General features: G+C 60.6%; 25 protein-coding genes. 16 read left to right on the forward strand and 9 right to left on the reverse strand.

Going from position 1 to position 26,813, the window contains the following annotated elements; all coding sequences use genetic code 11:
* Positions 1 to 30: 30 nt before the first annotated feature.
* The 7 genes from QQK95_RS02340 to QQK95_RS02370 all read right to left on the reverse strand — a co-directional run bounded on the left by QQK95_RS02340 (position 31) and on the right by QQK95_RS02370 (position 6,440).
* A complete protein-coding gene (locus QQK95_RS02340; protein ID WP_284268484.1) occupies positions 31 to 1,044 on the reverse strand; it encodes an acyltransferase family protein in 1,014 nt (337 codons plus the stop codon).
* 15 nt (positions 1,045 to 1,059) lie between these two features.
* Complete coding sequence (locus tag QQK95_RS02345; protein ID WP_284268486.1) at positions 1,060 to 1,728, reverse strand: methyltransferase family protein; 669 nt, start codon at positions 1,726 to 1,728, stop codon at positions 1,060 to 1,062.
* A 227-nt stretch (positions 1,729 to 1,955) separates the two neighbouring features.
* Complete coding sequence (locus QQK95_RS02350; protein WP_284268488.1) at positions 1,956 to 2,495, reverse strand: prepilin peptidase; 540 nt, start codon at positions 2,493 to 2,495, stop codon at positions 1,956 to 1,958.
* Position 2,496: 1 nt separating this feature from the next.
* A complete protein-coding gene (locus QQK95_RS02355) occupies positions 2,497 to 3,057 on the reverse strand; it encodes a tetratricopeptide repeat protein (RefSeq protein WP_284268490.1) in 561 nt (186 codons plus the stop codon).
* A 54-nt stretch (positions 3,058 to 3,111) separates the two neighbouring features.
* Positions 3,112 to 4,062 (reverse strand): type II secretion system F family protein, encoded by a 951-nt coding sequence (locus QQK95_RS02360; protein ID WP_284268492.1) that lies wholly within the window; start codon positions 4,060 to 4,062, stop codon positions 3,112 to 3,114.
* An 18-nt stretch (positions 4,063 to 4,080) separates the two neighbouring features.
* Positions 4,081 to 5,052, reverse strand: coding sequence for a type II secretion system F family protein (locus QQK95_RS02365; RefSeq protein ID WP_284268494.1), 972 nt, complete (start codon positions 5,050 to 5,052; stop codon positions 4,081 to 4,083).
* Positions 5,052 to 6,440: a CpaF family protein gene (locus QQK95_RS02370; protein WP_284268496.1), complete on the reverse strand. Its 1,389-nt coding sequence runs from the start codon at positions 6,438 to 6,440 to the stop codon at positions 5,052 to 5,054. Before QQK95_RS02370 ends, QQK95_RS02365 begins: the two co-directional genes overlap by 1 nt.
* A 532-nt stretch (positions 6,441 to 6,972) precedes the next feature.
* Here QQK95_RS02370 and QQK95_RS02375 point away from each other — a divergent pair.
* The 11 genes from QQK95_RS02375 (at position 6,973) to QQK95_RS02425 (ending at position 15,324) form a co-directional block, all read left to right on the forward strand.
* The gene (locus QQK95_RS02375) at positions 6,973 to 7,197 is read left to right on the forward strand and encodes a Flp family type IVb pilin (protein ID WP_064991300.1); all 225 of its coding nucleotides are present in this window, start codon (positions 6,973 to 6,975) and stop codon (positions 7,195 to 7,197) included.
* A 15-nt stretch (positions 7,198 to 7,212) separates the two neighbouring features.
* The gene (locus QQK95_RS02380; protein ID WP_284268500.1) at positions 7,213 to 7,428 is read left to right on the forward strand and encodes a Flp family type IVb pilin; all 216 of its coding nucleotides are present in this window, start codon (positions 7,213 to 7,215) and stop codon (positions 7,426 to 7,428) included.
* A 93-nt stretch (positions 7,429 to 7,521) separates the two neighbouring features.
* Complete coding sequence (cpaB, locus tag QQK95_RS02385) at positions 7,522 to 8,562, forward strand: Flp pilus assembly protein CpaB (RefSeq protein ID WP_284268502.1); 1,041 nt, start codon at positions 7,522 to 7,524, stop codon at positions 8,560 to 8,562.
* A gap of 55 nt (positions 8,563 to 8,617) precedes the next feature.
* Positions 8,618 to 10,054, forward strand: coding sequence for a type II and III secretion system protein family protein (locus QQK95_RS02390; RefSeq protein ID WP_322417891.1), 1,437 nt, complete (start codon positions 8,618 to 8,620; stop codon positions 10,052 to 10,054).
* A complete protein-coding gene (locus QQK95_RS02395; protein WP_284268506.1) occupies positions 10,041 to 10,340 on the forward strand; it encodes a hypothetical protein in 300 nt (99 codons plus the stop codon). The genes QQK95_RS02390 and QQK95_RS02395 overlap by 14 nt, the downstream gene beginning before the upstream one ends.
* Positions 10,341 to 10,411: 71 nt before the next feature.
* Entirely contained in the window at positions 10,412 to 11,887 is a 1,476-nt protein-coding gene (locus QQK95_RS02400) for a TadE/TadG family type IV pilus assembly protein (RefSeq protein ID WP_284268508.1), read from the forward strand.
* 4 nt (positions 11,888 to 11,891) lie between these two features.
* Positions 11,892 to 12,389 carry a TadE/TadG family type IV pilus assembly protein gene (locus QQK95_RS02405; RefSeq protein ID WP_284268510.1) on the forward strand — a complete coding sequence of 166 codons (498 nt, stop codon included), beginning with the start codon at positions 11,892 to 11,894 and terminating at the stop codon, positions 12,387 to 12,389.
* Positions 12,383 to 13,018 carry a TadE/TadG family type IV pilus assembly protein gene (locus QQK95_RS02410; protein WP_284268512.1) on the forward strand — a complete coding sequence of 212 codons (636 nt, stop codon included), beginning with the start codon at positions 12,383 to 12,385 and terminating at the stop codon, positions 13,016 to 13,018. Before QQK95_RS02405 ends, QQK95_RS02410 begins: the two co-directional genes overlap by 7 nt.
* On the forward strand, positions 13,015 to 14,178 hold the full coding sequence (locus QQK95_RS02415; protein WP_284268514.1) for an AAA family ATPase: 1,164 nt from the start codon (positions 13,015 to 13,017) through the stop codon (positions 14,176 to 14,178). Before QQK95_RS02410 ends, QQK95_RS02415 begins: the two co-directional genes overlap by 4 nt.
* Entirely contained in the window at positions 14,162 to 14,752 is a 591-nt protein-coding gene (locus QQK95_RS02420) for a L,D-transpeptidase (protein WP_284268516.1), read from the forward strand. Before QQK95_RS02415 ends, QQK95_RS02420 begins: the two co-directional genes overlap by 17 nt.
* Complete coding sequence (locus tag QQK95_RS02425) at positions 14,749 to 15,324, forward strand: hypothetical protein (protein WP_284268518.1); 576 nt, start codon at positions 14,749 to 14,751, stop codon at positions 15,322 to 15,324. Before QQK95_RS02420 ends, QQK95_RS02425 begins: the two co-directional genes overlap by 4 nt.
* An 80-nt stretch (positions 15,325 to 15,404) precedes the next feature.
* Here QQK95_RS02425 and QQK95_RS02430 read toward each other — a convergent pair whose 3' ends face one another.
* A complete protein-coding gene (locus tag QQK95_RS02430; protein ID WP_284268521.1) occupies positions 15,405 to 15,941 on the reverse strand; it encodes a hypothetical protein in 537 nt (178 codons plus the stop codon).
* A gap of 457 nt (positions 15,942 to 16,398) precedes the next feature.
* Between QQK95_RS02430 and QQK95_RS02435 the strand changes: the two genes are divergently transcribed.
* From QQK95_RS02435 to QQK95_RS02450, 4 genes are read left to right on the forward strand one after another with little or no spacing between them, the layout of a single operon-like run.
* Positions 16,399 to 17,847, forward strand: a complete 1,449-nt coding sequence (locus QQK95_RS02435) for a TolC family protein (RefSeq protein ID WP_284268523.1) — start codon at positions 16,399 to 16,401, stop codon at positions 17,845 to 17,847.
* A 39-nt stretch (positions 17,848 to 17,886) separates the two neighbouring features.
* Complete coding sequence (locus tag QQK95_RS02440; protein WP_284268525.1) at positions 17,887 to 20,019, forward strand: type I secretion system permease/ATPase; 2,133 nt, start codon at positions 17,887 to 17,889, stop codon at positions 20,017 to 20,019.
* A 45-nt stretch (positions 20,020 to 20,064) separates the two neighbouring features.
* A complete protein-coding gene (locus tag QQK95_RS02445; protein ID WP_284268527.1) occupies positions 20,065 to 21,354 on the forward strand; it encodes an HlyD family type I secretion periplasmic adaptor subunit in 1,290 nt (429 codons plus the stop codon).
* Entirely contained in the window at positions 21,344 to 21,985 is a 642-nt protein-coding gene (locus QQK95_RS02450; RefSeq protein WP_284268528.1) for a ribbon-helix-helix domain-containing protein, read from the forward strand. The genes QQK95_RS02445 and QQK95_RS02450 overlap by 11 nt, the downstream gene beginning before the upstream one ends.
* 85 nt (positions 21,986 to 22,070) lie before the next feature.
* Here the strand turns inward: QQK95_RS02450 and QQK95_RS02455 are convergent, their stop codons facing one another.
* Entirely contained in the window at positions 22,071 to 23,015 is a 945-nt protein-coding gene (locus QQK95_RS02455) for a transglutaminase-like cysteine peptidase (protein ID WP_284268530.1), read from the reverse strand.
* A gap of 322 nt (positions 23,016 to 23,337) precedes the next feature.
* On the opposite strand from QQK95_RS02455, the gene QQK95_RS02460 reads away from it, so the two are divergent.
* On the forward strand, positions 23,338 to 26,813 hold a 3,476-nt coding region (locus QQK95_RS02460), incomplete at its 3' end, for a beta strand repeat-containing protein (protein WP_284268532.1).

The following is a 26,813-nucleotide window of genomic DNA, read 5'->3' on the forward strand; positions in this document are numbered from 1 at the left end:
TTTGGAGTCGCCAGCATCAGAGCATATCCGTCAATCCCGTAATGCCAAGCCAGTTGGACAGGCCCCAGTCTTCAGATGGGAATCATGCCGGCGCAGGAATTTGCGCAGCGGCAACTCGAACCGAACGTACATCCGCCAGGCGAAAAGAACTGATGTGGCTGTGCCGATCACGATGACAAGGTCCGGGGGTATCGGAAAAGCGGTCCACACCATCAGCAGCAGCGTTATCGGCAGAGTGTGGATCAGATAGAGCATATAGGAGGCGTCACCGAGAACCGTCCATGCGCTCGGTTGCGCGTCTATCTGCATCGTCCCGAAGACGATCATCGCCGCCGGGAGACCGTAGACCAGCACGCGCTGGAAGCCGTTGTCGCCGGCAAGGAACTCCATCGTCCCGCCTTGCGGCGCCATCCCAATGAACCCGGCCGCTATCATCGCCGCGGCGCCGATCGGCAGGCACCACACCGCCGGTTTCCATCTCGGCACATAGGCGAGAACGACGCCGAAACCGAACTCGATGATCAGCGGGTTGCCAAGAAACTGCGGCACCGGACCGGCCGAGCGAAAGATCATTGCAAGGCCGAAGATACCCAAGAGTCCGGCCAGGAGCCGCCGGTCGATAAGAACGATGGTCACGGCGGCGTAGAACAGCATTTCGAAGCACAGCGTCCAGGCCGCGGGCAATGCTGGAGCGGTCATTTGATCGGTAGCCGGCCACAGCAAGAGCGTCGCCACCGCATCCCGCCAACCGAAACCGGTTTTGTAGGCGACGATCGCATAGGGGATGCTGATCAGCAGGTAGAGCGGAACAATGCGCCGGAACCGTCTCCAAGCGAAGGACCGCCAAGTCAGACCAGGTGCCGTCCTGGCAATAATCACCCCTGATATGACAAAGAAGATGTCTACGCCCGCGAAGCCGACCACCTGAAAATCGCGAGGTAACAGGCCATTGGATCCGGTGGCCTCGACGGCAGTCTGGGCTGCGTGGACATATACGACCATCAGCGCGGCAACGAAGCGAAGTACTTGCAAGGACCAGATCAATAGAGCGCGTCCTGGCTATTGGCCGCCAGAGTTTGGTATGGCCTTGTCAAAAAACTGCGGCAAGAGCATGGGGACACGACGAGCGTAATCGTCGTACTCCGGGAAGGTTTTCCGAAGAATGGCCTCTTCGTTTCTCGCACGTCTATACTGCAAAATAAATTGAAACGCACCCAGCGCCACCATCAGCAGTGACAAATGCGAAAGAATCATCCCGATAACGAATATCGCCTCACAGATGTAGAGCGGATGCCGGACAATCGCGTACGGGCCAGTGGTAACCAGGCGACGGGCTGTCGCCATGAGTGCGAAGGAACGTCCCAGCCAATAAAGACAGAAAATCGAACTGGCCGTACCGATGAGAACCAGGCAGAGAGCCGTCACCTGCACCGCCTCATTTTGCAATTCCGGCGTCAGGTTCAACGCGAGCAGGATCATGAATGTTCCGGCCACCGAGGTTACTCTCGGTTCAATTCCCCGCGCGGTTCCCTTCGGCGGAAGGCGAGTGATGGTCATAACAAGTAGCAGCAACAGAAACACGGTCGATGCCAGTTGAGTGACGATTGCGAGCGAACTTTCCGAAGTATCCTGGCGGAAATAATGCAACAAAGGTATCGCGCTGGACGTCGCCATAACCGTCATGACAAAGATGATGGCAACACGGCCAAAAAAATCCTCGTTCAACATTTTCACCCCCCGTCTAAGAAGTCATTGAAACATCGCTTCCGAGCCACGACAAGAAGATGGTTTGCAAAGAGTTAACGGGTATGATGTCTCAACTCTGGCGCCGATCTCGATTGTGATTTCTGCCATTGCGACGATCGCACTCAGCCCTCACAGCGCAATGTTTGCGTTTTGGTTGACGTTGCCGCTGGATGGCCCTCGCTTCGCATAGCAGAGCGGACTGCCGCCGTTCAGTTAAGCTGATTCAGGATTCCAGAGCTGTTCGCCAACACCAAACTTTCATAGATCAGCAAGGCTATCGTGCAGATCGCCGCGACCGAGATCGGCACACCGAACGGCACAACGCCTTTGCGGTCGAGATGCTGGATATAGAGTCGGAAGGCGCCCGCGGGCAGCAGGAATGGATTCTTCATGCCCGCTGCGGTGATGAGGGCGAAAACCAATAGCAGCGCCGAAAATACGACGAGGTCATTGCCGCCTGTCAGGAAAGGGACGACCGCCATCAGCTTGACGTCGCCGGCGCCAATCTTGCGCAAGATCCAGAACGGGAACAGGGCAAGAAACAGAACAAGGCCGGCAAACGCGCTCAAGCCCATGTCCCACCATGATCCGGCCCGGAGCGACATCAACTGGAGCGATCCAATTCCGATGCACAGAAGCAGCAGCACATCGCGGTTGGATATTTTCTGCGTGGTGAAGTCGAGCCAGGCAATCCTTGCCAACAGAGGGATGGCGAGTGCCTTCAGCAGCAGCGATGCGGCGAGCAGCATCTTAACGCTCGATATTCTGCACGCTGGATGACAACAGCTTCAGATTGTTGGCCACTGTCGGATCGTTGGGCGCCAGTTCATAGGCCTTGAGGAAATTGCTGCGTGCGTCCTGCAGCTTGCCGCGCAGCAAGTAGGAATAGCCGACATTGTTGTAATATTCGGGTGATGCGCCGACCAGCTTGAAAGCCCGCGCATAAGCCCGGTCGGCAAGATCGAAGCGGTGAATTCGGTCGCACGACGCGGCCAAGCCCATCCAGGCGCCGCCATCGTTGGGAGCCAGTTGCGTCGCCTTGAAGAACAGCGCACCGGCATTGCCGTAATTTTCCGCGCGGAACTGGTTCTTGGCCTCTGCCACCGCCTGGTCCGAGGCATAATATTCGACGTCGCTGACCGTCTTCAGGCCGTCAAAGGCATCGCCAAAAGAGGTGACATCGCCTTTCGACGGTTCGTTGGTGCGGACGACACCGCCTGTGGTGTCCGCGCCATTTGTCTGACAACCAGCAAGCGCCATCATCAACAGACCGGCTGCGGTGGCGACTGAGAGGCGCATTGGCCCTGTCATTTTTGTCCCCCAAGAGTCGTCCGACTCTATTTTAGAATCAAAGCATATACCGCTTCAGAAGAAAATGCCCTTCATGCGGATGATCACCGGCAACATGATCACCATCATCACCACCGGGAAGATGCATAGCCCCAGTGGAATCATCATCTTGACCGGCAAAGCGTTGGCGCGCTCCTCGGCGTGCAGTATTCTCTGGCTGCGCATCTCTTCGCTGTAGACCCGCAAAGCGTCGGTCAGGCTGGTGCCAAGCTCTTCCGACTGCCGAAACAGCACGGCAAGAGCCCGCGCTTCGTCGAGGCCGATCCGGTCGGCGAGGTCGCGCAGCGCGTCCCGCAACGGCTTGCCGGCACGCAACTGCAGATTCATGATCGAAAGCTGGATGCCGAGCCATTTGTGGGTGCCAGCCAGTTCGCTGCTCACACGCTCCACCGCTGCCTCCAGGCTCATGCCAGCGTCCGCGCAGGTGATCATCATATCCATGAAATCGGGAAAGGCGCGGCGATAGACCTCTCTCTGCGCACTCTCGAAGCGATCGAGCAGGATGCTTGGAACCACGATGCATGCCAGCCCGAAAAGAGCGGAACCGGCAAAACCTATGAAACCTGGCAATTGAGGCGGGAGAATTCGCGACAACAGCGCATAGGCAGCCAGAAAACCCGCACAGACGGCACCCAACCGCGACAAGGTGTAAATGAGCGGAGCGATGGCCTGATAGAAGCCGGCGCGAAACAGCTTCGCCTCAAGCGCATTTGGTTCGTCCCGTTCCTTCTCCATCGACCGGAAATAGGCGTCGACCGGCCGCTGCGCGGCAATCTTCGCAAGCAACTCCTGTCCAGCGAGCGAACGGCGATCGGCAATCCCTTCCGCCATCAGGCTTTTCGTGACCAGCGTCCGCGTCTGCAGCGCCGGCAAAAAGACAAGCGCGCCGAACAGGAACAAGGCAACCGCCGCAACGAAGACCGCAACAGAGATCCAAACGCTCAGATCATGGATGCTGGAAAACAAGTTAATGCTCCGCTCCCGTCAGAAATCGAAATTGACCATGCGGTACATGATGAAGTCGCCCAATAGCGCCCAGAGCCCGAAGATCGTGAACACCGGCAAGATCAGCGGACTGTCCCAGACTGCGCCGTAGTAGGATGGCGCAAGAAGCTGAAGGATCAGGAACATAACCAAGGGAAACAGTGAGATGATCCACGCGGACACGCGGCCCTCTCCCGAAAGCGCCCGGATCTTCATCTTGAGTTTCTGCCTTTCGCGCAGCACCGCGGAAAGATTGGACAGGATCCCGGTAAGATTGCCACCCGTCTTGGCCTGGATCGACAGCGACACCGACAGCAGATGAAGACCTTCGAAGCCGACACGCTGGGATAATTTCCGCACCGCTTGCTCCATGCTGAGACCAAATGTGATTTCATCGGAAACAATGCCGAATTCGGTGCCGAGCGGATCGGGCATTTCGCGAGCGACGAGCCCAACCGCGACCGAGGCCGGATGTCCCGCCCGCAACGAACGGACGATCATGTCGAGCGCATCCGGGAGCTGTTTTGCAAACTTCTGAATGCGCTTGTTGCGGGCGCGGCGCAGAACGAGAAGCGGCAGCCCGAATCCGATCACCAGAAAAGCGATGAGCGACGCAAGGTTAGAGAAGCCCAACAACATCGACAGCAGCAACGCAAGCGCCAATCCAGCAATGAGAAACGTCGCAGCGAAAAACAATGGGTTTCCGGTAATACCGGATTGAGTATAGAGCCTGTTGAGCCAGATCATGCCGAATAGAAAATCGCCAGATTCCGTCAGCCCACGTTCGCGCAGCAATCCTTGCAAGGTCTGTTCCGCCGGCGCTTCCTCTGCCAGCCGCCTCAGCCGGTGGTTGATCACCCCAAGCCGCGACCGGCGACCAGCAAAGGAGAGATACAGGGCTTCCCCGGCGAGAATAACCGAAGCCGCCGCCAGCATGTAGATAAAGTATAGCAATGCCTGGCCGGTCGGCATCAGAGCGCAACCTGCGGGTTGAAGGCATCCTTAGCAAAATGATGCCCGAGCGTCGCTGCCTCCGGCGCAAAGCGCGGACGAACGCCGGTGGCGCGAAACTCCCCGACGACCTTACCGTCCGCGGTCACCTCGCGACGCACGAAGTTGTAGATCTCCTGGAGCTGGACGACGTTGCCTTCCATGCCGGTCAGTTCGGATATGGACGTCACGCGCCTGCCACCGTCCGAGAGACGCTGGGTCTGGACGATGATGTCGATGGCCGAAGCGATCTGCGCCCGGATGGACTCGTGAGTCATCGGCATGCCCGCCATACCGACCATCTGCTCCAGCCGCGAGATGGCATCGCGCGGCGTGTTGGCGTGGATGGTGGTCATCGAGCCTTCATGTCCGGTGTTCATGGCTTGCAGCATGTCGAATGCTTCCTCGCCGCGCACCTCGCCGACAATGATGCGATCGGGGCGCATGCGCAGCGCGTTCTTGACCAGTTCGCGCTGACGAACCTCGCCTTTGCCTTCGACACTCGGTGGGCGGGTCTCCAGCCGGCCGACATGCGGCTGCTGCAGCTGCAGTTCCGCCGCATCCTCGATGGTGATCAGGCGTTCCCTTGATGGAATGTAGCTCGACAGCGCGTTGAGCAAGGTCGTCTTGCCGCTGCCGGTGCCCCCTGACACCAGGATCGATTTGCGTGCCTGCACAGCGATACGCAACAGGTCGACCATCGGCTGCTTGATAGAGTTGAGCGCCATCAGGCGCTCGAGGGAGTACGGATTCTTCGAGAATTTGCGGATCGACACAAGCGGACCGTCAACCGAGATCGGTCGCACCGCTATGTTGACGCGCGATCCGTCGTCCAGGCGGGCATCGACCATCGGCGACGATTCATCGACGCGCCTGCCGATGTTCGAGACGATCTTGTTGATGACGCGCAGCAGATGCGCCTCGTCGCGAAAGCGGATTGCCGTCTCTTCGACTATGCCACGTCGCTCGATAAAGACGCGCTTGTGAGTGTTGATCATTATGTCGGTGATCGTATCGTCCTTGAGCAGCGGCTCTATCGGTCCGAGGCCGAGCATCTCGTCGGCTGTCTCACTGGTCAGTTGGTCGAGTTCGCGTGCATTCAGCGGCACGTTTCTATTTCGAACGAATTCGCGAACGATCGGACGGATCTCATTGAGGATCTCATCCTTGGAAGCACTTTCAAGAGCGGTCAGGTTGAAACGATCGATAAGGTGGCGATGAAGCTCGACCTTGAGCGTCAGGAACCCATCGCCATGGGACTCGATGTCGGCAGCCGGCGAAAGGGCCGGTGCATCCGCCAGCACCGCCAACGACTCGACCTTGACGGCTACCGGCTGCTCGCTCGTCCCCTTGATAAACCGCCCCAGCATAATCCCCTATGCTCCCCTTCGACGCATATTAGTCGAAACTAATCATTAACCACCCTTGGCACAAGCGCCCGAACGCCTGCGCACACGCAATACTTTCAACATAGTTAAGGAGGGGCGTCGGAAAATATCGTTTTTATTGCCGCTCAAACATGAGGGCATTTTAAGTTGTGGATCATTCCACAACCCTTGCGTGCCTTGGGCACCTGAGTTCGCCGGCAGTTCCACCATAACCCCTTAGATATAAAGGATTATACCATATGCCTAAATTAGGGATAGCTTAATTAGCCCTACGACATAAATGTGAACGAATGGTTAAGACGGCTTGAAAAACTAGACGAATCAATCTCTTGGTTGGATTTAACGTCGCGTGGAACCCGACATTTCATGTATTGGAGAGTTAAGGAAGCATTAATCCCGTTTGACACCGTAATTTTTCGAGACCTAGGATCGAGATGACGGGGGATGCTTGGGTATGGGGTTCATCCTTGGCTCTGTCTCGTCGGGTTCAAACCTCCAAAAGGGAGAAATTGACATGAAGAAGCTCATGACGATGACCCGGCAGTTCCGCGACGACGAAAACGGCGCTGCTATGGTCGAATACTCAATCCTGATCGGCATCATTGCCGCGGCATCGATTGTTGCGGTCATTGCGATCGGCGGATGGGTCGGCAGCCAGTTCACCGGCCTCTGCACGAAGCTGAACGGCAAGGGTCTCGACGCTGCTGGCACTGGCACTGGCGCCTGCGTCCCAGGTTGATCGGGAGAGATGGCCATGAAGTGGCTTATCGACGAAGCCAGGCAATTCCACGCCGATGAAAACGGCGCCGCCATGGTGGAATACTCGATCTTGATCGGCATCATTGCCGCGGCATCGATCGTTGCGGTTCTTGCCATCGGCGGATGGGTTAGCAGCCAGTTCACCGGCCTTTGCGCGAACCTGAACGGCAAGGGTATCACAGCCGCCGGCGCGGCGGGTGGCACTTGCTAATACTTTCTGGGCCGGAATCGCTCGATTTCGGCCCAGCATCTTACGCTTTGAAGGGGTTGAGATTCGCCCGGCGGGCGATGGTGGGGTGGGAAGATGCGCGCTAATACGCTGATCATGATTGTCCTCGCCGGCGTGTTCGGCGTGCTGGCGGTGGTGCTCGCCAATATCTGGCTGGCCAGCCAGCGCAACGCCATGGCGCGAACGGATGACGTCCCGCACGATACGGTCGTGGTGGCGGCTGTACCTTTGAAATTCGGCGACATGCTGACCGACGACAAGCTGCGCGAAATCGCGTGGCCGGCCGGCGCGGTTCCGGCCGGCGCTTTCAAGACAACGAAAGAAGTGCTCGCCGGCGAAGGCGCCAAGCAGGCGTTGCAGGCGATCGGCACAAACGAGCCTGTCCTGGCCAGCAAGATCACCGGCCCGGGCCAGCGCGCCACGCTTTCGGCGGTGCTTGGCGAAGGCATGAAAGCTGTTTCCATCAGGGTCAACGACGTGCTTGGCGTCGCAGGCTTTGTCTTCCCGGGCGACCGCGTCGACGTGCTGCTGACGCGCACGGTGCGCGGCGACGATGGCACCGACAAGAGTTTTGTCGACGTGCTGCTGCAAAGCATGAAGGTACTCGCCGTCGACCAGGTGGCCGACGAGAGCAAGGATAGCCCGACAGTGGTGAAATCCGTGACACTCGAGGCCAGCACCAAGGATGCGCAGAAGCTGACCCTGGCCGCGGGCGCCGGCCAATTGTCGCTGGCGCTGCGCCAGGCCGCCGCCAGCAAGGGCGAGACGACCGAACGCGTGACGCTCTCGGACCTGACCGGCGAAACGCCGGATGACGTTGCCAAAAGGCAGGCCGAACTGGACAAGAAAGCAGCCGCGGAGGCCGCGGCCGCCGAGGAGCGCAAGCGCGCGGACGACAAGATTGCCGGGCTGACCCAGGCCGTGGAGCGGGTGGGAAGCCGTCTTGACGAGCTGGGCAAGGTCAAGCCGGCTCCGGCCGTGGCATCACCGCCAGAAGTGCGCGAGGTCGTCAAGGAAGTGGTCAAATATGTACAGCCTGAACCGCCGAAGAACGTAACAGTCGGCGTATTCCGGGGCGTGAAGCTCGAGACTTATGACGTGCCGCGACAACCATAACAGAGGCGCGGCGAAAGAATTGGCGCCGCCACCGGCGGTGAGTGGGGAGATGGGGATGCAGGGGTTTTGGGTTAGGATGGCGGCGGCCGCGTTGTCCTGTCTGGCGGCGCTTGTGACGTCGAGCGTCGTGTCCGAGGCAGCCGACCGCTTCGTCGACGTATCGAATCCCGGCGTCCATCGCATTTTCCTGCCGATGTCGCAGTCGGTGACCATCCAGGTGAATGCCAATCTGGGCGATATCGTCGTTGGCGACGAGAAGATCGCCGATGCCCAGCCGATGACCGACCGTACGCTCTACGTCATCGGCAAGGGCGCTGGCACCACCACGGTCAACCTGTTCTCACCTGAAAAGCGTTCGCTCGGCGTCATCCAGATCGAGGTCGGCGTCGACGTCAGCGACATGGCGCAGGCGATCCGCCAGGTTGCACCGAGGTCGCGCATCGAAATCGGGTCGATCAATGGCAAAGTCAGGCTTGGAGGCCATGTCAAGGACGGCGCCACGCTGGCGGCCATCATGGAAGTCGCCCATGAATATGGCCCCGACGCCATCATCAACTCGGTTACTGTCGACGACAGCCAGCAGGTTAACCTGGAAGTGCGCGTGCTGGAAGCCAAGCGCAATGCCGGGCGCGATCTCGGCGTGTCGTTCCAGAGCAGAGGCAGCAGAGCAACCGCGTTTGGAACGGGCATCGCAGCTGTCACTCCACCCGGAGAAGACCCAGGTACCCTGGTGACTGGTCTGCTGTCGAAAAGCAATCCTTTCGCGTCCCTGATCACGCAGATCATCGACAGCAACATCAAGGTCGACTTGATCATCGAGGCGCTCGAGGCCAAGGGCGTAGTGCGCACGCTGGCGAACCCCAACCTCACCACGCTGTCCGGCGAGCCGGCCAGCTTCAACGCCGGCGGCCAGGTGCCGATCCGCAGTATCACCAAGGACGGCGAGGTCCAGATCGAGTACAAGCAATTCGGCGTCAATCTGAATTTCACGCCGGTCGTGCTCGCCGACGACAAGATCCATATCCAGCTGGCTCCGGAAGTGAGCGACCTGACCAGCTTCACCAGTGCCGGCGACCCGATCTTCACCAACCGCAAGCTGGAAACGGTCGTCGAACTGCGCGACGGCCAGAGCTTCGCGGTCGGCGGACTGCTCTCGAGCAAAACCACGAAGCTGCAGAACCAGGTGCCCTGGCTCGGCCAGGTGCCGGTCATCGGCACGCTGTTCCGCAATTCGAGCAGCCAGAAGGAAGAGACCGAGCTGGTCGTCATCGTCACGCCGCACATCGTGCGGCCGGTGAAGCCGGGCGAGCAGCTGGCAACGCCATTCGACAAGACGCGGCCCGCCAACGACCCGGAATTCTTCATGCTCGGTCAGCTCGAGGTGAACAAGGACATGATCCGAAAATACGAAACGGGCGACGGCGTCACCGGCCCCTATGGCCACATGCTGAACTTCAAATCGAAGGACAAGATGCTCTATGTCAAAAAATAGCGGCTTGATCCTCCTTCTGTGCGCCGGCGCGCTGTCAGGCTGCGCCGCGGACTATCTTAACCATTACGACACGGTGACCTTGGCCGCCGGCGACACGCAGAACTACAATTCGCTGCTGCAGACGGTCGACCCGCTCAATCCGGCTTCGCGGAACACGCATATCGAAGGCGACGGCACGCGCGCCGCACTTGTTGCGCACAACTACAAATTTCCACCGCCACCACCGCCACCGCCCGCGATCACGGTCAATGTCGGCGGAGCGGGATCGGCTGTGACGACGCAGTGAACTGAACGGAAGGATGCGGGGCGCGCCGGGCATGCGAGGGGCCCTGGCGCAGGAAAGCAGAGAGCAAGGTCATGTTGGGGACCATTCGAGCCTTCTGGAACGATCAACGCGGCATAGCGATGATCCTGGTGGCCATCATGTTGCCCGTCCTGATCGGCTTCGCGCTGCTGGCCTTCGACATGAGCCGGGCCAACGGGCTGCATAACGACCTGCAGAAAGGCGTCGACGCGATGGCGCTTGCCGCGGCGGCGGAACTCGACGGCAATTCGGATGCGATCACCCGGGCCAACCGGGCCGTCACCAACCTTCTGGCCAACAAGACGCTGTTTTCGACATCAGGTGATCACCCAATCGCCCTGGCCGACGTAACGGTCACCTATCTGACCGGGATACCGGCGAGCGACGACATCACTTTGACCGCCGCGGGTGTCGACTCAAATGCCAAGAACTGGGCCAGTACCGATCCCAAGGCCGTCAAGTTTGCCGAGGTGACGGTGAATGCATCGGGCGCGACGGACGGCGCCGGGGCCTTCTTGACGATTTTTCCAGCCAGCCTCGTCGGCAGCACGGACAGGATGGACATTCGGCCACAAGCAGTGGCGGGATTCACCAATGCGTTGTGCCAGTTCACCCCGATGTTCATCTGCAATCCGTATACCAGTCTGGGCGCATTGCAGACGGCGATTTCAGGAACGCAGAAGCCGATGATCTGGCTCAAGGAGCAGCAGGGCGGCAACACCGCGCAATACGGTCCAGGCAACTATGGCTTCCTGGCAACCCCGGAAGGCGACAAGTCAACGCAATCACTGACGGAAATGTTCGCCGTGACCAGTCCCGCGGCATGCTTCAGCCAGAATGGCGTCACGACCCGCCCGGGCAACATTCCTCCGGTAAACGACGGAATCAACACGCGCTTTGATCTCTATCCGAACGGCAATAGCGGCAAGCTGGATCCTGCGGATGCTCCGCCAGCACCAAACGTACGGAAAGGCATGGTCGTTTCCCCCGGCAAGAATTGCAGCTACAGCGCGCCTAACAGCGGACAGGCCAACAATTATAAGGCATTGCCCAGGGATAATTGCTTTTACTCCGGCGGCTGCACACAGGCAGGCGTGCTTGGCAACGGCGCCTGGGATTTTGCCGGGTACTGGTCTGTGAACCATGGCAATGCCAGCACTACCGGAGTGCTGGCAAACCCACCCTCAGGCTGCGGGGCAAATCCCAGCCGCTACTGCGTCTACAACTACGAGATCAACAATCCTTCTTTGAAGAGCGGTCAGGAAAAGACGCCGCCGCAGTGCAACACAACCACGCAAACCGCCGACCGCAGGCTTCTCTACGTAGCGATCATCGACTGCGTGGCCAACACTGTCCAAGGCGGCAGCCAGACATTGCCGGTGCAGGCCTTTGCCAGTGTGTTCGTGACGGAACCGGCAGGCGGGTCGCCTAACGCCGATATCTATGGCGAGATCGAGGACATCAGCACTGTCGCCGGCCAAAACACGCTGAAGAAGCTGCAGCGCAACGAAGCGCAATTGTACCGGTAGCGCCATGTTCACCAAACTGAGGCAGTTCCTCCAGCGGTTCCACAACGACGAACAAGGCGCTGCCTTGGTCGAGATAGCGATCGTCACGCCACTTGTGTTTCTGCTGTCGGCCGGCGTCTTCGAGTTCTCCAACATCTTCAACACGCGTCTGCTTCTCGAAGCTGGTGTCGAGGATGCCGCTCGCTATATGGCGCGCTGCAGCAGTGACTGGGATACTTGTTCAGTGTTGGCAACAAACCTGGCAGTGAACGGTGCCGTCCAGGGCGGTAGCGCCAGGGTCACCGGGTGGACCACCGGTCAAGTCACCATCAGCAAGGCACAATCGCTCCAGGCGATCGATTCCACGACCGGTACCGAACTCTATCTCAGCAGCACCGGCACCGTCATTGTCGTGCAGGTCAGCGCCGCATATCCGTATCCTACTCTGGGCCTCTGGTCTTATCTCGGCTTTGGTGCCGTTAAGCTCACTGTGTTCCACCAGGAGCGTGTCCTCGGATGGTGATCTCGCGCGGCACGTTCTGGAGAGACAAATCCGGTGCGACAATGGTGGAGGCGGCCATTGCAATGCCCCTGCTGCTGACTCTGCTGCTAGGTTTCGTCGACTTTGGCTATGCCTTCTACCAATGGAATGCCGGCAACAAAGCGGTGCAGGCTGGCGCCAGGCTGGCGCAGATTTCCGCTCCGATCGCCAGCGGACTTCTGCTCGAGGCAAAAACCCCCAGCGACTCACTGGATGTGGGAAAGGCGGTTCCAGCCAACACTTACAGCTATATCTGCACGGCCAGTGCAGCCGGAGCAGTGTCTTGCACCTGCGGAACAGGCGCCACCTGCCAAAACCTCACTGTGAACCAGGCCGCTTTCGACTTCATCTTTAGCGGCAGCAGCACCCGGCCGGGAATGCTGACATTCCTGCCAACCCTTCTGAAATCCGAGGTCCAGATTCAGTATCAGGCTTCGGGCCTCGGCTACTGGACGCGCCCCAATGGACCGGTGCCGACCATCACGGTCAGCATCACCAATCACCCGTTCCAGTTCTTCTTCCTGGCCGGTTTTCTCGGCCTCGGAAACATCACCATGCCCTCCATGCTGAGCACGGTCACGGGCGAAGACATGAAGAGTACCTATCCATGAACGCAATGAACACCAAGGTTACACCGACCAAGCGCAAGCAGGTGGCGCTGTTTTCGTCGGATCCGAATTTCAAGCGCGATGTGGCGACGCGGCTCGATGCGTTGGCGATCTATGACGTCAGGGTTTCCGACACGGATGATTTCCTCAAGGGGCCGCCCGCCGATACGCGCCCGGGCATCGTCATCCTCGATCTCGGCGGTGGCGAGCTGCTCGGAAGGCCCGGCATCGTCGAGGCGCGCGCGCTGTGGGCGACGGTGCCGCTGATCGCGGTTTCCGATGAGCTGACGTCGGAACAGACGCGCGTGCTGGTGCGCATGAACGCCTCGGACTGGCTGCACAAGCCGCTCGACGGCAAGGAACTGCTCAACGCGGTAACCTTCCACGATACCGGCAACCAGGGCACCAAGAGCCGCATCATCACCTTCATCAGCGCCAGCGGCGGCGCCGGCGCCACGACGCTGGCATTGTCGGCGGCCGAATTCCTCGCCTCGAAATCGACTGAGCGCGCGGCCTCGACCTGCCTGGTCGATCTCGATTTCCAGAGCGCCAATTGCGGCGCCTATCTCAATCTGTTCAACCAATTCGATCTCGCGGGCATCATCAGTCAGCCGGAAAGGCTCGATGTCGAGCTGATGGATGTCATCAAGCTCACGCGCCCGTCCGGTCTCACCCTCTATGCGTTCGAGAGGCCGCAACTGCCCTTCGAGCCGCACGGCAGCGATTTCGTCTTCCGGCTTCTGGACCTCGTCGCCTACCGCTTCGACGACATCGTCATCGACCTGCCCAATATCGAAACGCCCTGGCACAATTCAGTGCTTTCGACCAGCGACGAGATCTTCATCGTCTTCGAACTCAACGTCGCTTCGCTGCGGCAGGGCAAGCGGCTCTACAAGAAGATCCGCGAGCTGCGCGGCAATGCGGTCAGCATCACGCTGGTCGCCAACAAGCACAAGCGCAAATGGTTCGGGAACCATTTTTCGCGCAGCGAACTCGAGAAGATATTCAAGGCGCCGCACATCAAATCGGTCGCGCTGGACAACGCCCTTCTGACCGATGCCTTGAACCGGGCCATCCTGCCCTCCGAAGTGGACGGCCGGGCGCGCTTCAACAAGGATCTGAAGAAGATGTTCAAAGAGCGGCTCGATGACGCTGCCCGGTAGAGATGGCCTCGTCCCCAGGCTGGCCGGCGCCTGCGTGCTCGGCCTGGTGCTGACCTTGTCCGCCCAGGGCTTCGCCGAGGCGCGCTCGGGGCTTTCGGATCGGCCGCCGCTGCCGGCAATGGGCCCCAGCCTGCGCAAGGCGGTTGCCTTCGCGACCACCGAACAGCCGGGAACGATCATCATCCGCAAGAGCGAGAAGGCGCTTTACCTGGTGACCCGCCAGGGCCAGGCATTGCGCTACCAGATCAGCGTCGGGCGTGACGGATTTGGCTGGACAGGAGTGGTGAAGGTCGGTGCCAAGACGGAATGGCCGCAGTGGCGCCCGCCCCGGGAAATGCGCGCCCGCCAGCCGGAGCTGCCGGAATTGGTGCCCTCGGGTCCCTATAATCCCTTGGGCGCACGGGCGCTGTATCTGCTGCGGGACGGACGCGACACGCTCTATCGCATCCATGGCACCAACGATCCCTCGGGCGTGGGATTCGACGGCACGTCGGGCTGCTTTCGCCTTACCAACACGGATGTGATCGATCTTTTCAAGCGCGTGCCTGTGGGCACGAAGGTGGTGGTTCAATGACGACGATCAGCGACCCGCATGTGCCGACTGTCTCGGCCGAGCCGATGGAACCGCAGCTGCTCGGCAGGGATGCGAGCCGGTCGCGGCTGGCCGTCGTCGTCAGTGTCGGATTGACGCTGTTTGCGGTGCTGAACGCGACCGCCGCCATCTACCTCTATCGAGGCATCAACGACCTGCGCACAGTCGAGGGGCGTCTCGAGGAACTTGGCGCGTTCGAGCAGCGGATCGTTGCCCGGCTGGACACGGTCAACAACGGTTTTCAAAGCCGGTTTGAACGACTGGACAGCCAACTGCAGGGCAATTTCAACGAGATCAACGGCAGCATAGCCCGGCTGGAACAAAACCCTTCCTCGGTGCGCGACGACAGCAGCACCAGTGCGGCCGAACCCGTGGTCGTCACCAGCGCCGTCGCGGACGCGTCTTCCGGCAACAACGATGTCGCGGCCGAACCCGCGGCTGTCGAGACGCCACGGCCAATCAAGCGCAAGAGTGCCGCACCCCCTGGCCCGAATCCCGCCTACCAGCGAACGGAAACGCCGGACGGCAAGGTCTATTATCGCAAGATCAATTGAGGCGTATCCGGTGAAGCCGGACGGAGCCGAGCCTCATGCGGCTGCTGACGTCCGGGCGCCTCGAAACGCCCTATGCCGGACTAAAGATCCCGTCCCAAAGTCATGAGACGCAGGGCTAGGGTGTCTCCGCGCTGTCGCGTCTCGCGAAGGAACGCGACATGGCAGTACGCGCAGGCCGCGAAGCCCAGAACGAGCACCAGGCTGTTCTGCCAGGTAAAATCGATCTTCAGGGCGAATTGGAGGCCGTTGGACATCGGAAAAGCCGCGACCGTGCTCGCCGTCTCCGAATGACTGCTGGAAGCGATCATCAATCCGGCAAAGAGCAGAGCGAGGTGATTGGCCAGGAAGAAGGCGGCAGCCGGCCTCACACGGCAAGCGCTCCAACACACCAGTAACGCGGCAACCAGGATGACGGCATCCAAGGTCATGGAACCGTAGAGATACAGGTTGATCTGCTGCCAGAACATCGCCGACAAGGGGCGCAGTTCAAGCCAGATCCTCCACATTGCGGGGCTGGCGGGATAGCTCCCGAGCAGCATGGTCGCCATTCGCTCGCAGGCCAAAACCATCAGGATGAAAGCCGGAAAAGCGAAGAGTAGTATCGGCCTGCGCTTCATTTTGACCTCGACAATCTGGTATCAGCATAGATTGCAGAGATTGCGCGAGGCTTAACGCGAGGACGCGACTATCGCCGTTCTTGGGAGTTCATCCGGGCTGCCCTTGATTCAATATCGGCCCTTCATGCCGTGGCCGCATGATCTAGGCCAAACACCGTCAAATTTTCACGGCTGCCTTCCGGCCTATGCGGGCTTCTTACGATTCTGGCTGCATTGAGCCGTATGCGCGTCTGGACTTTTCCACACCGGGCGGCGTTTGGCAGAAGCCGTGGCCAACCCGTTTTGTGCCATTTTTGCTACATTTCCTAACCTTATGGCCCAAATATCTGATTTAGGCTCCCCCAAAATTAATAATCACTCACATATTTCTTGAAATTGTTGGATAGTTGCCTGAGACGGGCTCAGGCTTGGATCAGCGCCTCGCAAAGGGCGCAGGGGAAATGTTGGGGCGGGTTAAATGAATACGACAAGCATCTCGACTGTGGGCAAGCGCCTTGGTCTTTTGATGGCGGCTACGATGTTGAGCTGCGCAAGTGCGAGTGCACTTACGCTCAAGGAAGCGATGGCGGTTGCCGTCGAATCCAATCCCGAAATCGGCCAGGCCATAGAAAATCGCGAAGCAATCGAGTTCGAGCTGCGTCAGGCAAAGGGGCTCTATCTTCCCAGCGTCGACCTGGAAGCGTCGGCCGGAGCTCGCCGTCTCGACAATTCCTCCCGACGCGCGCTCGACATCGAGCACGACGCGCTCTATCCGGCGGAAACCGATCTGACGGTTTCGCAGACGCTCTATGACAGCGGCGCAAGGCGGGCCGAATTGAACCGCCAGGCCTCGCGCGTCGACGGCGCGTCGTTTCGCGTGCTGGAGCGGTCTGAATTCATCGGGCTCTCGGTTGTCCAGGACTACCTCGAATACATGCTTCAGGCCTCGATCGTGGCAGAGGCAAAGAAGAACCTGGGCTTCCACCAAGCAATGCTCCATGACATCCAGGAAGGCATTGCCGGCGGCGGGTTGAACGAAGCCGACCGGCAACAGGCCGAAGAGCGCCTGTTCGCGGCCAAGGCCCGCATGCAGGAAGCCTCGGAGGAGCTGGAGGCCTCGAGGATCCGGTTCTTCAAGACCGTCGGGAAGCCGTTGACCAACGCATCGAGGCCGGCCGATGTTTCCGGCGCGCTGCCAAGGTCGCTGGACGATGCCATTGGCCTTGCGCGGGAGAGCAATCCGCGCGTCCATATGGCCAACAGCGATATCGCCGCCGCGGCCTCGCTGGTGGACGCGGCCCGAGCGAAATACGGCCCCTCGATCGTCGCCGAAGGCGTCGCCCGGGCGGGGTATGACATCGACGGCGACAATGGAGACACATCCGACCTGCAGGCACGCCTAGTGCTGCGTTGGAACCTGTACCGGGGCGGCATCGACAAGGCCAATGAGCAGGAGCAGATCCGTCGCACCAGCGAGCAGCGGCTCGCGCAGCACCAGGTGCTGCGGGAAATCGAAGAAGCCGTTCGCACATCGTGGGATCGCCGCTTCCGGCAAGCCGACCTGGCAAAGACGCTGAAGCTGCAGGCCGCTTCCAACGAGAAGCTGGTCGCGTCCTATCGCGAGCAATTCAAGGTCGGGCAGCGCTCGCTGCTCGATGTGCTGGATGCGCAGAATACGCGGTTCAACACGGCGACACTGGCCGACACCGCATCCTACGCCTCCCTCTTTGCCCAATATCGGCTTCTCGCGGCCACCGGGCAGTTGCTTAAAACGATGGACATCCGCCCGCCAAAGCAGGCCGCGGCCTACGCGCGGACCGAATTCGGCGCACCGGAAACGGCCGACACGGAAACCTATGCGCGCACGCCGTCGGAACAGAAGAACGACCTGCCATTCGATATCCTGGCACCGGTCAGGAAAAAGTAAGCGGATGTAGGGACCGATCGAAAGTCCTAAGGGCGGATCGTGAATCAGCAACCCAACATCCTCTCCCCGAAGGAGGCATTCAAGGCCTGCTTCTCGGCCGTTGCCGGGTATCTCGGCAGGCCGAGCGCGCAAACGGTGCTGTTCGCCGGCGTGCCGCTATCGGACACGCGTATCGACATCGACGCCATCCGGCATATTGCCGAGCGCATCGGCCTCGAAATCACCGAATTCAGCCATCGCGAGTTTCTTCGGGGACGCATCGACCTCCCGGCCATCGTATTTCGCGTCAGTCAATTGCCGGTTGCCCTGCTGGCCGAAACCGAGGACGGCGCATTCACGACCGCTCCCCAGGAAGACGGCCGCGTAACGATCGCGAAATCCGAATTGGCCGCCAGCTACATCAGTGGCGGCGTTTCCTTCTCGATAACATACGCCAACGCCGCCGAAGGGATGAACGTCGGTTCGGCGCCGAAGATCGAGCGGCGACATTGGCTGACGGGAACGATGGGTCCGTTCTGGCGCACCTATTCGAAGGTTATCCTGGCGGCAATCTTCATCAACATGCTGGCCATCGCCTCGCCGATCTTCACCATGAACGTCTACGACAGGATCTTGCCGAACAAGGCGATATCGACGTTGTGGGTGCTGTCGATCGGCATCGGCGCGGTCATCCTGTTCGACCTGCTCTTGAAGACCGCCAGGGCGTCCCTCATCGACTATGCCGGGCGCAAGGCGGATCTGCGCATTTCCTATTTGCTGTTCGAGAAAGTGCTGAACTCGTCCCTGTCGGCGCGGCCAGGCTCGACGGGCGAATATGCAAATCGGGTGACGCAGTATGAATTCGTGCGCGAATTCTTCACGTCGAACACCATCAGCGTGTTTATCGACACCGCCTTCGTGTTCGTTTTTCTCCTGGTCATCTATGCGATCGGCGGATGGCTGGTCATCATACCGGCGCTGGCCTTCGTGGCTTCCGTGATCGTCGGGCTGATCACGCAGCGGCGCATCGGCAAGCGTGTCGCTGCCTCCATGAACGAGGCCTCGCAACGGCAGGCCCTTCTGGTCGAATCCATCTCCACGCTGGAGACGATCAAGTCGCTGCGGGCCGAGGCGTATCTGTTGCGGAAATGGGGAGAGCATTCCAAGAACGCGTCCAACACATCCGAGAAGATCAAGCAGCTCTCGGCGGCCGCCAGCAATATAACGCAGGCCATCCAGCAGTTGGTCACCGTCGCCCTGATCGTGGCCGGCGCCTATGCCTTCTCGGAAGGACATGTCTCCACCGGAGCCATCATCGGCACGGTCATGCTGGCCAGCCGGGCCGTGTCTCCACTCGGCCAGATCGCCATCACCTTGTCCAGGCTGCGCCAGGCCATGCTCTCCTTGCGCATGGTGAACTCGATCATGGCGCAGCCCGAGGATCGCCCGGATACGGTGGGTTTCGTCAACCGGCCCATTCGTAGCGGCGCCATGGTGTTCAGGAATGTCGGCTTTGTCTATCCGGGCTCCGAGAACGAGGTCCTGACCGGTCTGAATTTCTCGGTGAAGCCGGGTGAGCGGATCGGCATCATCGGCCGCATAGGCTCGGGAAAGACAACGATGGGCCGGCTGATCGGCAGGCTCTTCCTGCCGACATCAGGCGAGCTGCTGCTGGACGGGATCGACATCCGCCAATACCACCCATCGGAGGTTCGCGCCGCGGTCGGGATCGTCGCGCAGGCCAACGATCTGTTTTCGGGCACCATCAAGGAAAACCTCCTGATGGCATGTCCGGAGGCGACCGACGAGCAGATCGTCGAAGCGGCCAAGGCTGCCGGCGTCGACGATTTCGTCTCCCGTCACCCGCGTGGCTACGACATGAATGTCGGCGAGCGCGGCACCAATCTCTCGGGCGGCCAGAGGCAGACGATGGCGATTGCCCGGCTGTTGCTGACCAGACCGAAAATCGTCTTCCTGGACGAGCCGTCGGGTTCGATGGACCTGGCTTCCGAGCGGCAGCTGATCAAGCAGCTCAAAGTGGCTTTCGACCGGAACACGACGCTGATCGTTTCGACGCATCGCTTCAGCATGCTCGAACTGGCCGACCGTCTTATCGTCATCGAGCAAGGCAGGATCGTTGCCGATGGACCGAAGGACCAAGTGATACAGGCGCTGCAGAAAACAAGCGCCTGAGAAACAGACTTATTGAATGCATTCAATGCGTTGGGGTTGTAGGACATGCTTGCAAGGGAAGACCGGCCGCCGCTTTTCGCGTCGGCGTCCTTGTTCATCATAGGGGCACTCCTTGTGTCTTCCGTCGCCTGGGCGTCCTTTGCCGAGGTCGACGAAATCGCGCGCGGCGACGGCAAGGTCATACCGGCTTCCAAGACCCAGATCATCCAGTCCAGCGAGCCGGGCGTCGTCCAGGAAATTGCCGTGAAGATCGGACAGATCGTCAAGAAGAACGATCTCATCATCCGCCTCGACAACACGATGAACACGTCCAGCCTCGGCGAGCAGCAGGCCAAGGCACGGGCGCTCGAGACGCGCATTGCGCGGCTGAAATTCGAGCAGACCGGCAATATCGACGGTCCATTTCCCTGTCCGCCCGAAATCCAGAAGGTGGCGCCGGAAATCTGCGACAACGAGCAGAAGCTGCTCGTCGCGCGCCGTGACAACTTCCAGGTCAAGCTGTCGGTCCTCAAGTCGCGTCTCGATCAGCGGCTGAACGAATTGGACGAAGCCAACGCCAATCTCGATCGCCTCACCAAAAACCTCGAAGTCAGCGACCGGGAAACGGCGCTGGTCGAATCCATGGTCAAGAAGGGGCTGATGGCCAGGACCGAGCAGATCCGCGTCGAGCGGGAGCAGACCGAACTGCATGGGCAGCTGAACCTTGCCGGTGAAACCATCAAGAAAGCCAAGGGGGCCATCACCGAAGCCCAGCTTCAAGTCAACGAGCTCGGCCTGCAGCTGCAACAGGAAGCGCTGAGCGACCTGACGCAGGCGCTGGCCGATCTTTCGGTCGTCGATGAGACCATACGCGGCGCCACCGACAAGGTGGCACGCACGGATATCCGCTCGCCCGTCGACGGCATCGTCAACACGCTCGACATCAACACGGTCGGCGCCTTCGTGCAGCCCGGCGCAGTCGTGGCGGGCATCGTGCCGACTTCCGAGACCCTGCTGGTCGAAGCGCGGGTTTCACCGCGCGATGTTGCCTTCATCCGGCCGGACCAGGACGCGCTGATCAAGATTACCGCCTATGATTTCTCGATCTTCGGCGGCATCGAGGGCAAGGTCTCCAACATCACCGCCGACAGCCTGGTCGACCAGAAGACGGGCGAACCCTACTACCAGGTACGCGTCGCAACCGAGCGGTCGACGCTGACGCGAGATGGCAAGACCTATTCGATCATCCCCGGCATGATCTGTTCGGTCGATATCAAGACCGGACGCAAAACCATCCTCACCTATCTGCTCAAGCCGATCAACAAGGCACGTGAGGAGGCCATGAGTGAACGATAGCATCACCTCTCCCGCCGCCAATCGCGAGCGGCTGCTGCCACCCATGGCGACAGAGGACTTCGGGCTGGAATTCCGGGTTGTGGCGCGTGGCGGCACACGACGCGGCATTCGCCTGGAGCGGGCGTTCTGGACCACGCTGAAGCAGATGGCCGAAAGCCGCAAATGCACGATCGGCATGCTGATCGACGAGATCGCCGAAAGCCATGCCCACACAGGAAACCTGACGTCGGCAATCCGGGTGGCCTGCATGCGCGGACTGGCCGACGAAAACCAGACCTTGAGAAGGCTTGCGTCGATCAAGACGATCAATGCCATTCTGGTCGCCTGCCCATCACCGGCTTTTGCGCTCTCATCATCGAAGAGGATCCTGACCTTCAACGCGCCGTTCCAGCAGTTGGTCAGGCGTCAATTGCCGGTTGCGCCAAGCGAGGACGCGCGTCACGACCTGAAGCTTGCCCTGGATCTCAATGTCGCTGACATATTCGCCCGGCTCGACGCCAATGGCGAAACGCCGGTCGCTACCGGTTTCGTCATCGGCGCGGGCGACCGCCGCTACCGGGGGCAATTGAACGTGGCGCGGGCGCCGGTGCTCGAACCGGAGCTGCTGATGGCCTTCGTTTTCGGCGGCTAGTGCATATCGCCCGAAAGTGGCCCCAGTTCCGGGGAGACGACATGAGCACGAAAGCGTGCCGAACCGTCTGCTTCGCTTGGGTGTGCTATGGCTGCAGGCCCTCGCCAGGTGCGACCGTCGCAAGTCCGCCCTTGATATCGGCGACCTGGGCCGCGCCGGGCCTGGTGCCGTGGATCCACGCGCGGTCGGTGCTGAACGAGTACAATGGCACGTAGTCGGGAAGATCGCTGTCGCGCACGACGACGTTGCTCAGGCTGTCCAGAATGAAGACGCCGCTGCCGGTGCTGACAGACAGCACGGCATGAAAGAAACCGCGCTTGCGGTCTTGCAGGACGACGAGCGACATGCTCTGCGCCGGAACGCCTACACGCAGCAGCGCCGCCATCTTGAGAATGGCGAAATCCTCGCAGTCGCCCGCCCGCCGCTCGAGAATTTCCGACGGCTTGGCCCAGTAATCGAGCTTGCCGTAGACCACGCTGTCCTTCTTGTAGGCGATCGCGTGGTTTATGCTTGAGTTGATGAAGGACAGCTTGTCGACAAACCGCTTGTCCCTGGCGGCATTGGCGATCGCGGTGAAGATGCTGTTCTTGCCGTCGCACGCAGTGCCCGCGGAACAATCGACGATCGCTTTGTAGACCGGCGCCCAACGCGCGGAAACCGGAAAATTATGCATGGACAGCGCAACCGACCCGAACACGCCGGGAATGATCGCCGCCGTCTGGATGGGATCGATCCCCGCATTGTCCAGCGCCGTCGAAGAGACGTTTTCCTGATCGGCGGCGGCAGTACCGTAGCTGCCGAAAACCATGCCTATTTTGTAGGCCGGGGCCGGCTGCCAGGGCTGCGGCCGCGCCAGCGAAATGCCACCGAGGGCGGGAGGCGTTTCGACCTTCGCCAGCAGCGCATCGGCAGGATCGGCTTTCGCCGCGAAAGTGCTCGCGGAGGATGGCTGCGGCAGGCCCATAATGCCGATTGCCAGCAGCAGTGCTTTGAGCCCGGTTGCCCCAAGGGCAGATTTTGCTTTTGTCATAACGCCCACCTCTGACTGTGGACGCTACCAATCCCGCCTCAAATTATTGGAAAAGAAGGTGGATAAGTTTGTTGTACTTGATATCAGTCGTTTTATTTAAAATTTTATACAAGTTTATACTTCTGTTTACCAAATGACCAAAGCCAAGCCTCGTCAAACGGGTCGCACACCGGCTAATGTATATCAGGTTATATGTTTCGAGTTTACCACGCATAAAAAATGCAGAAGCCTGCATATCCGAGTATATGAAAAAGATTGCAGGACGGTTGCAAAGTAGAAGTGGTCCCTGTCTCTTTCCGGGAAATGCCGGAGGGGTTTGGCTATGACCACCAGTAACGATTTGGACACCGTCTCTCATTCCTGGGGCGAGCACTCTGAACATAACGGCCTGCCGTCGCAGGCGCAGATCCAGGTCGCGGAGGCAGCCTCGACACAAAAGGCCGCCCCGGCGGCAGCCGAACCGGTTCCTGTCGATGTCGGCAGCGGCGCGCCCGTCAAACCGGAAGCTCCTGCAGAGGCGAAGACGCCGCCGGCGGCCGCGCCGCACGAATATGTGGCCGACGCCAACCATGTGGTGAAGCTTCCGGCCAACGTTTCGATCGACAACATCAAGGTCGATGGTCACAACCTCGTGCTCGAACAGGCCGATGGCTCGGTGATCGTGATCAAGGATGGCGCCTTGAACGTGCCGACCTTCGTCATCGGCGATGTCGAAGTGCCGCGCGTTGCCCTGATCGCGGCGCTCGAGGCGAGCCATGTCGACGTTGCTTTCGGCGCCGACGGTTCCATATCGGCAGGCCCAGGCGGCTCGACGTCGAGTGCCGGCGGAGACTTCTCGGTTCCTCCTGGCGGCATCGGCGACGGGTTCGGCCTATCGGCGCTGTTGCCGCCGACGGATCTGGCGTTCGGCCAGCCGGACCATCGCGAACTCTTCCCGTCTCTTATCAAGCCCAATTCCATACCGTCGATCATCGACCTGACGCCTTCCGTCAATGGCGGCGACACCGTCGTCAATGAAAAAGGCCTGCCGGCAAGCTCTGGGTCGGAAGGCTCGGGCGAGGCGCAGAATCCCGCCCCCAACAGCGACCAGTCCGAGGTCAACACCGGCACCTTCACCATCACTTCGCCCGACGGTGTCGGCTCGCTGACTATCGCCGGCCAGGTAATTTCGGGTGCCGCGCTGGCCAACAGCGCATCGACGCCGATCACTGTCGCCACGCCGCTGGGCAACACGCTGATCATCAACGGCTACGACGCCAGCACCGGCCAGGTGAGCTACAGCTACACGCTCGTCCATAGTGCTGCTCACCCCGGCGCCGGGACAGATTCCGTCTTCGACAACATGACCGTCACCGTCACCGACACAGATGGCGATGTCTCAGCTCCCGGCACGTTGTCGGTCCAGATTGTAGACGATGTGCCGACGGCGAACGCGGACGCCAACAGCGTCGGAGCGGGCAGCCATACGCAGATTTCGGGCAACGTGATCACGGGCGTCGGCGAGACCGACCCGTCCGCCAGCGCGGACGTCAAGGGTGCGGACGGCGCGAGCGTGACCTCGGCCTTTGGGACGGGTGCGGCGCAGGACGTGACATCCGCAGTCACCGGAACGACGATCGCGGGTCAGTACGGTACGCTGACACTGTATTCGGACGGCCACTACACCTATGACCGCGCTACGAACACGCCGGGCGGCGTGAGCGATGTGTTCCATTACACGCTGACGGATGGTGACGGCGACCAGTCGAACACCACGCTGACGATCAATATCGGCAATGAGCCGCCGACGCTGGGCGATATCCCTGCCGCCGGTGCTGCCGGTGCGATCGTGTACGAGGCGGGACTGCCGAGCGGTTCGCAGCATGACGGCTCGAACTCGGTGAGCGGCACGGTCGGCTTCACCTCGCAGGATGGGGTGAACTCGGTGTCGCTGGGCGGCCACGCGCTGTCGAGCGACTCGGGCAATCCGACGACATTTACGGACGCCGCCACGGGCGGCACGGTGAGTGCGTGGTACGAGTACACCAGCGCGAACGGCACGGGCACGATCCACTACAGCTACACTCTGGCGGCAGACTACCACAGCGCCACGGCTGGCGACGGAGCCAATACGGAAGCTGCACCCAGCTTCGCGGTCGTCGTAACCGACCTGGACAACCAGCCTGCCTCCGGGAACCTGGTGATCAATGTCATCGACGACGTGCCGACGGCGAAAGCCGATACGGACGCCGCGCAGTCTGGTGAGACGGTGACGGGCAATGTCGAGACCGGTACGAGCACCCACGGCACCGGCGCGGCTGACACGGCAGGAGCCGACGGGATCGCGTCGATCGCCTGGACGGGTTCGGTTACCAGCAACGGAGTGACGACGGTAACGGGCGTGCACGGCGTGCTGACGGTCTTCGCCGACGGCGATTACAGCTATCACGCCAACCCGAATACGACGACGGGCAATGACGTCTTCAACTACACGATCACGGACGGCGACGGCGACACGTCGCCGGCGACGCTGACGATCACGGTGGCCAATGGCCAGCCGCAGATATCGCCCGCGGTCGCAGCAGTCGACGAGGCGGGCCTCGACACGACGCCGCCGGCCGGCGACCTGGGTCCCGGGAATGTAAACGGCTCGCATGCGGGCGACGGTTCGGAGACGACGACAGGTACGCTGACGTTCTCGGACCCTGACGGCGCGACGGTGACCGGCGTTGCATCAGGCAATGTCGGCAGCGACGTGAGCGGCAATGTCGGCGCGAACATCAATGGATCGTACGGCATCCTGCACGTCAACGCGGATGGCACCTACACCTATACGCTGACCAATCCGGAAGCGAATGCTCCGGCGGGCAACGACGGCACCAACGTGCAGCCCGGACAGGACGTGTTCACCTATACGGTGAAAGACAGTTTTGGGAACACCAGCACCTCGACGATCACGATCTCGATCAAGGACGACGTGCCGACGGCGCATAACGACACGGACGCGGCACAGTCCGGCGAGAAAGTAACGGGCAATGTCGAGACCGGTACGAGCACCCACGGCACCGGCGCGGCTGACACGGCGGGAGCCGACGGGATCGCATCGATCGCCTGGACAGGTTCAGTAACGAACAACGGTGTGACGACGGTGACGGGCGCGCACGGCGTGCTGACGGTCTTCGCCAATGGCGACTACAGCTATCAGGCCACCCCGAATGCGCCGACTGGCAATGATGTCTTCAATTACACGATCACGGACGGCGACGGCGACACCTCGCCGGCCACGCTGACGATCGAGGTGACCGGCAGCCAACCGCGTGTGGTGGCGGAGGTTGCGACGGTCAACGAGGCAGGCATCGACACGACGCCACCGGCCGGCGACCTGGGCCCCGGGACGGTGGACGGCTCGCATGCGGGCGACGGCTCGGAGACCACGACGGGCAAGCTGACCTTCTCGGACCCAGACGGGCCGACCGTGACCGGCGTTGCATCAGGCAATATTGGCGGCGACGTGACCGGCAATGTCGGCACGAACATCAATGGCACGTACGGCATCCTGCACGTGAACGCGGACGGCAACTACACCTATACGCTGACCAAGCCGGAAATGAATGTGCCGGCGGGCAACGACGGCGCCACTGTGCAGCCCGGGCAAGACGTGTTCACGTTCACGGTAACCGATGGCTTTGGCAATACATCCACGTCGACCATCTCGATCAATATCACGGACGATGTTCCCTCGATTACGCTGAGCGGGACGGCGGCGCCGACGCTGAGCGTCGACGAGAGCTTCATTCCGGTGATCGGCTCGGTTGGCGT

The sequence above is a fragment of the Mesorhizobium huakuii genome, from assembly GCF_030160235.1.
In the GTDB taxonomy this organism is placed as follows: Bacteria; Pseudomonadota; Alphaproteobacteria; order Rhizobiales; family Rhizobiaceae; genus Mesorhizobium; species Mesorhizobium huakuii.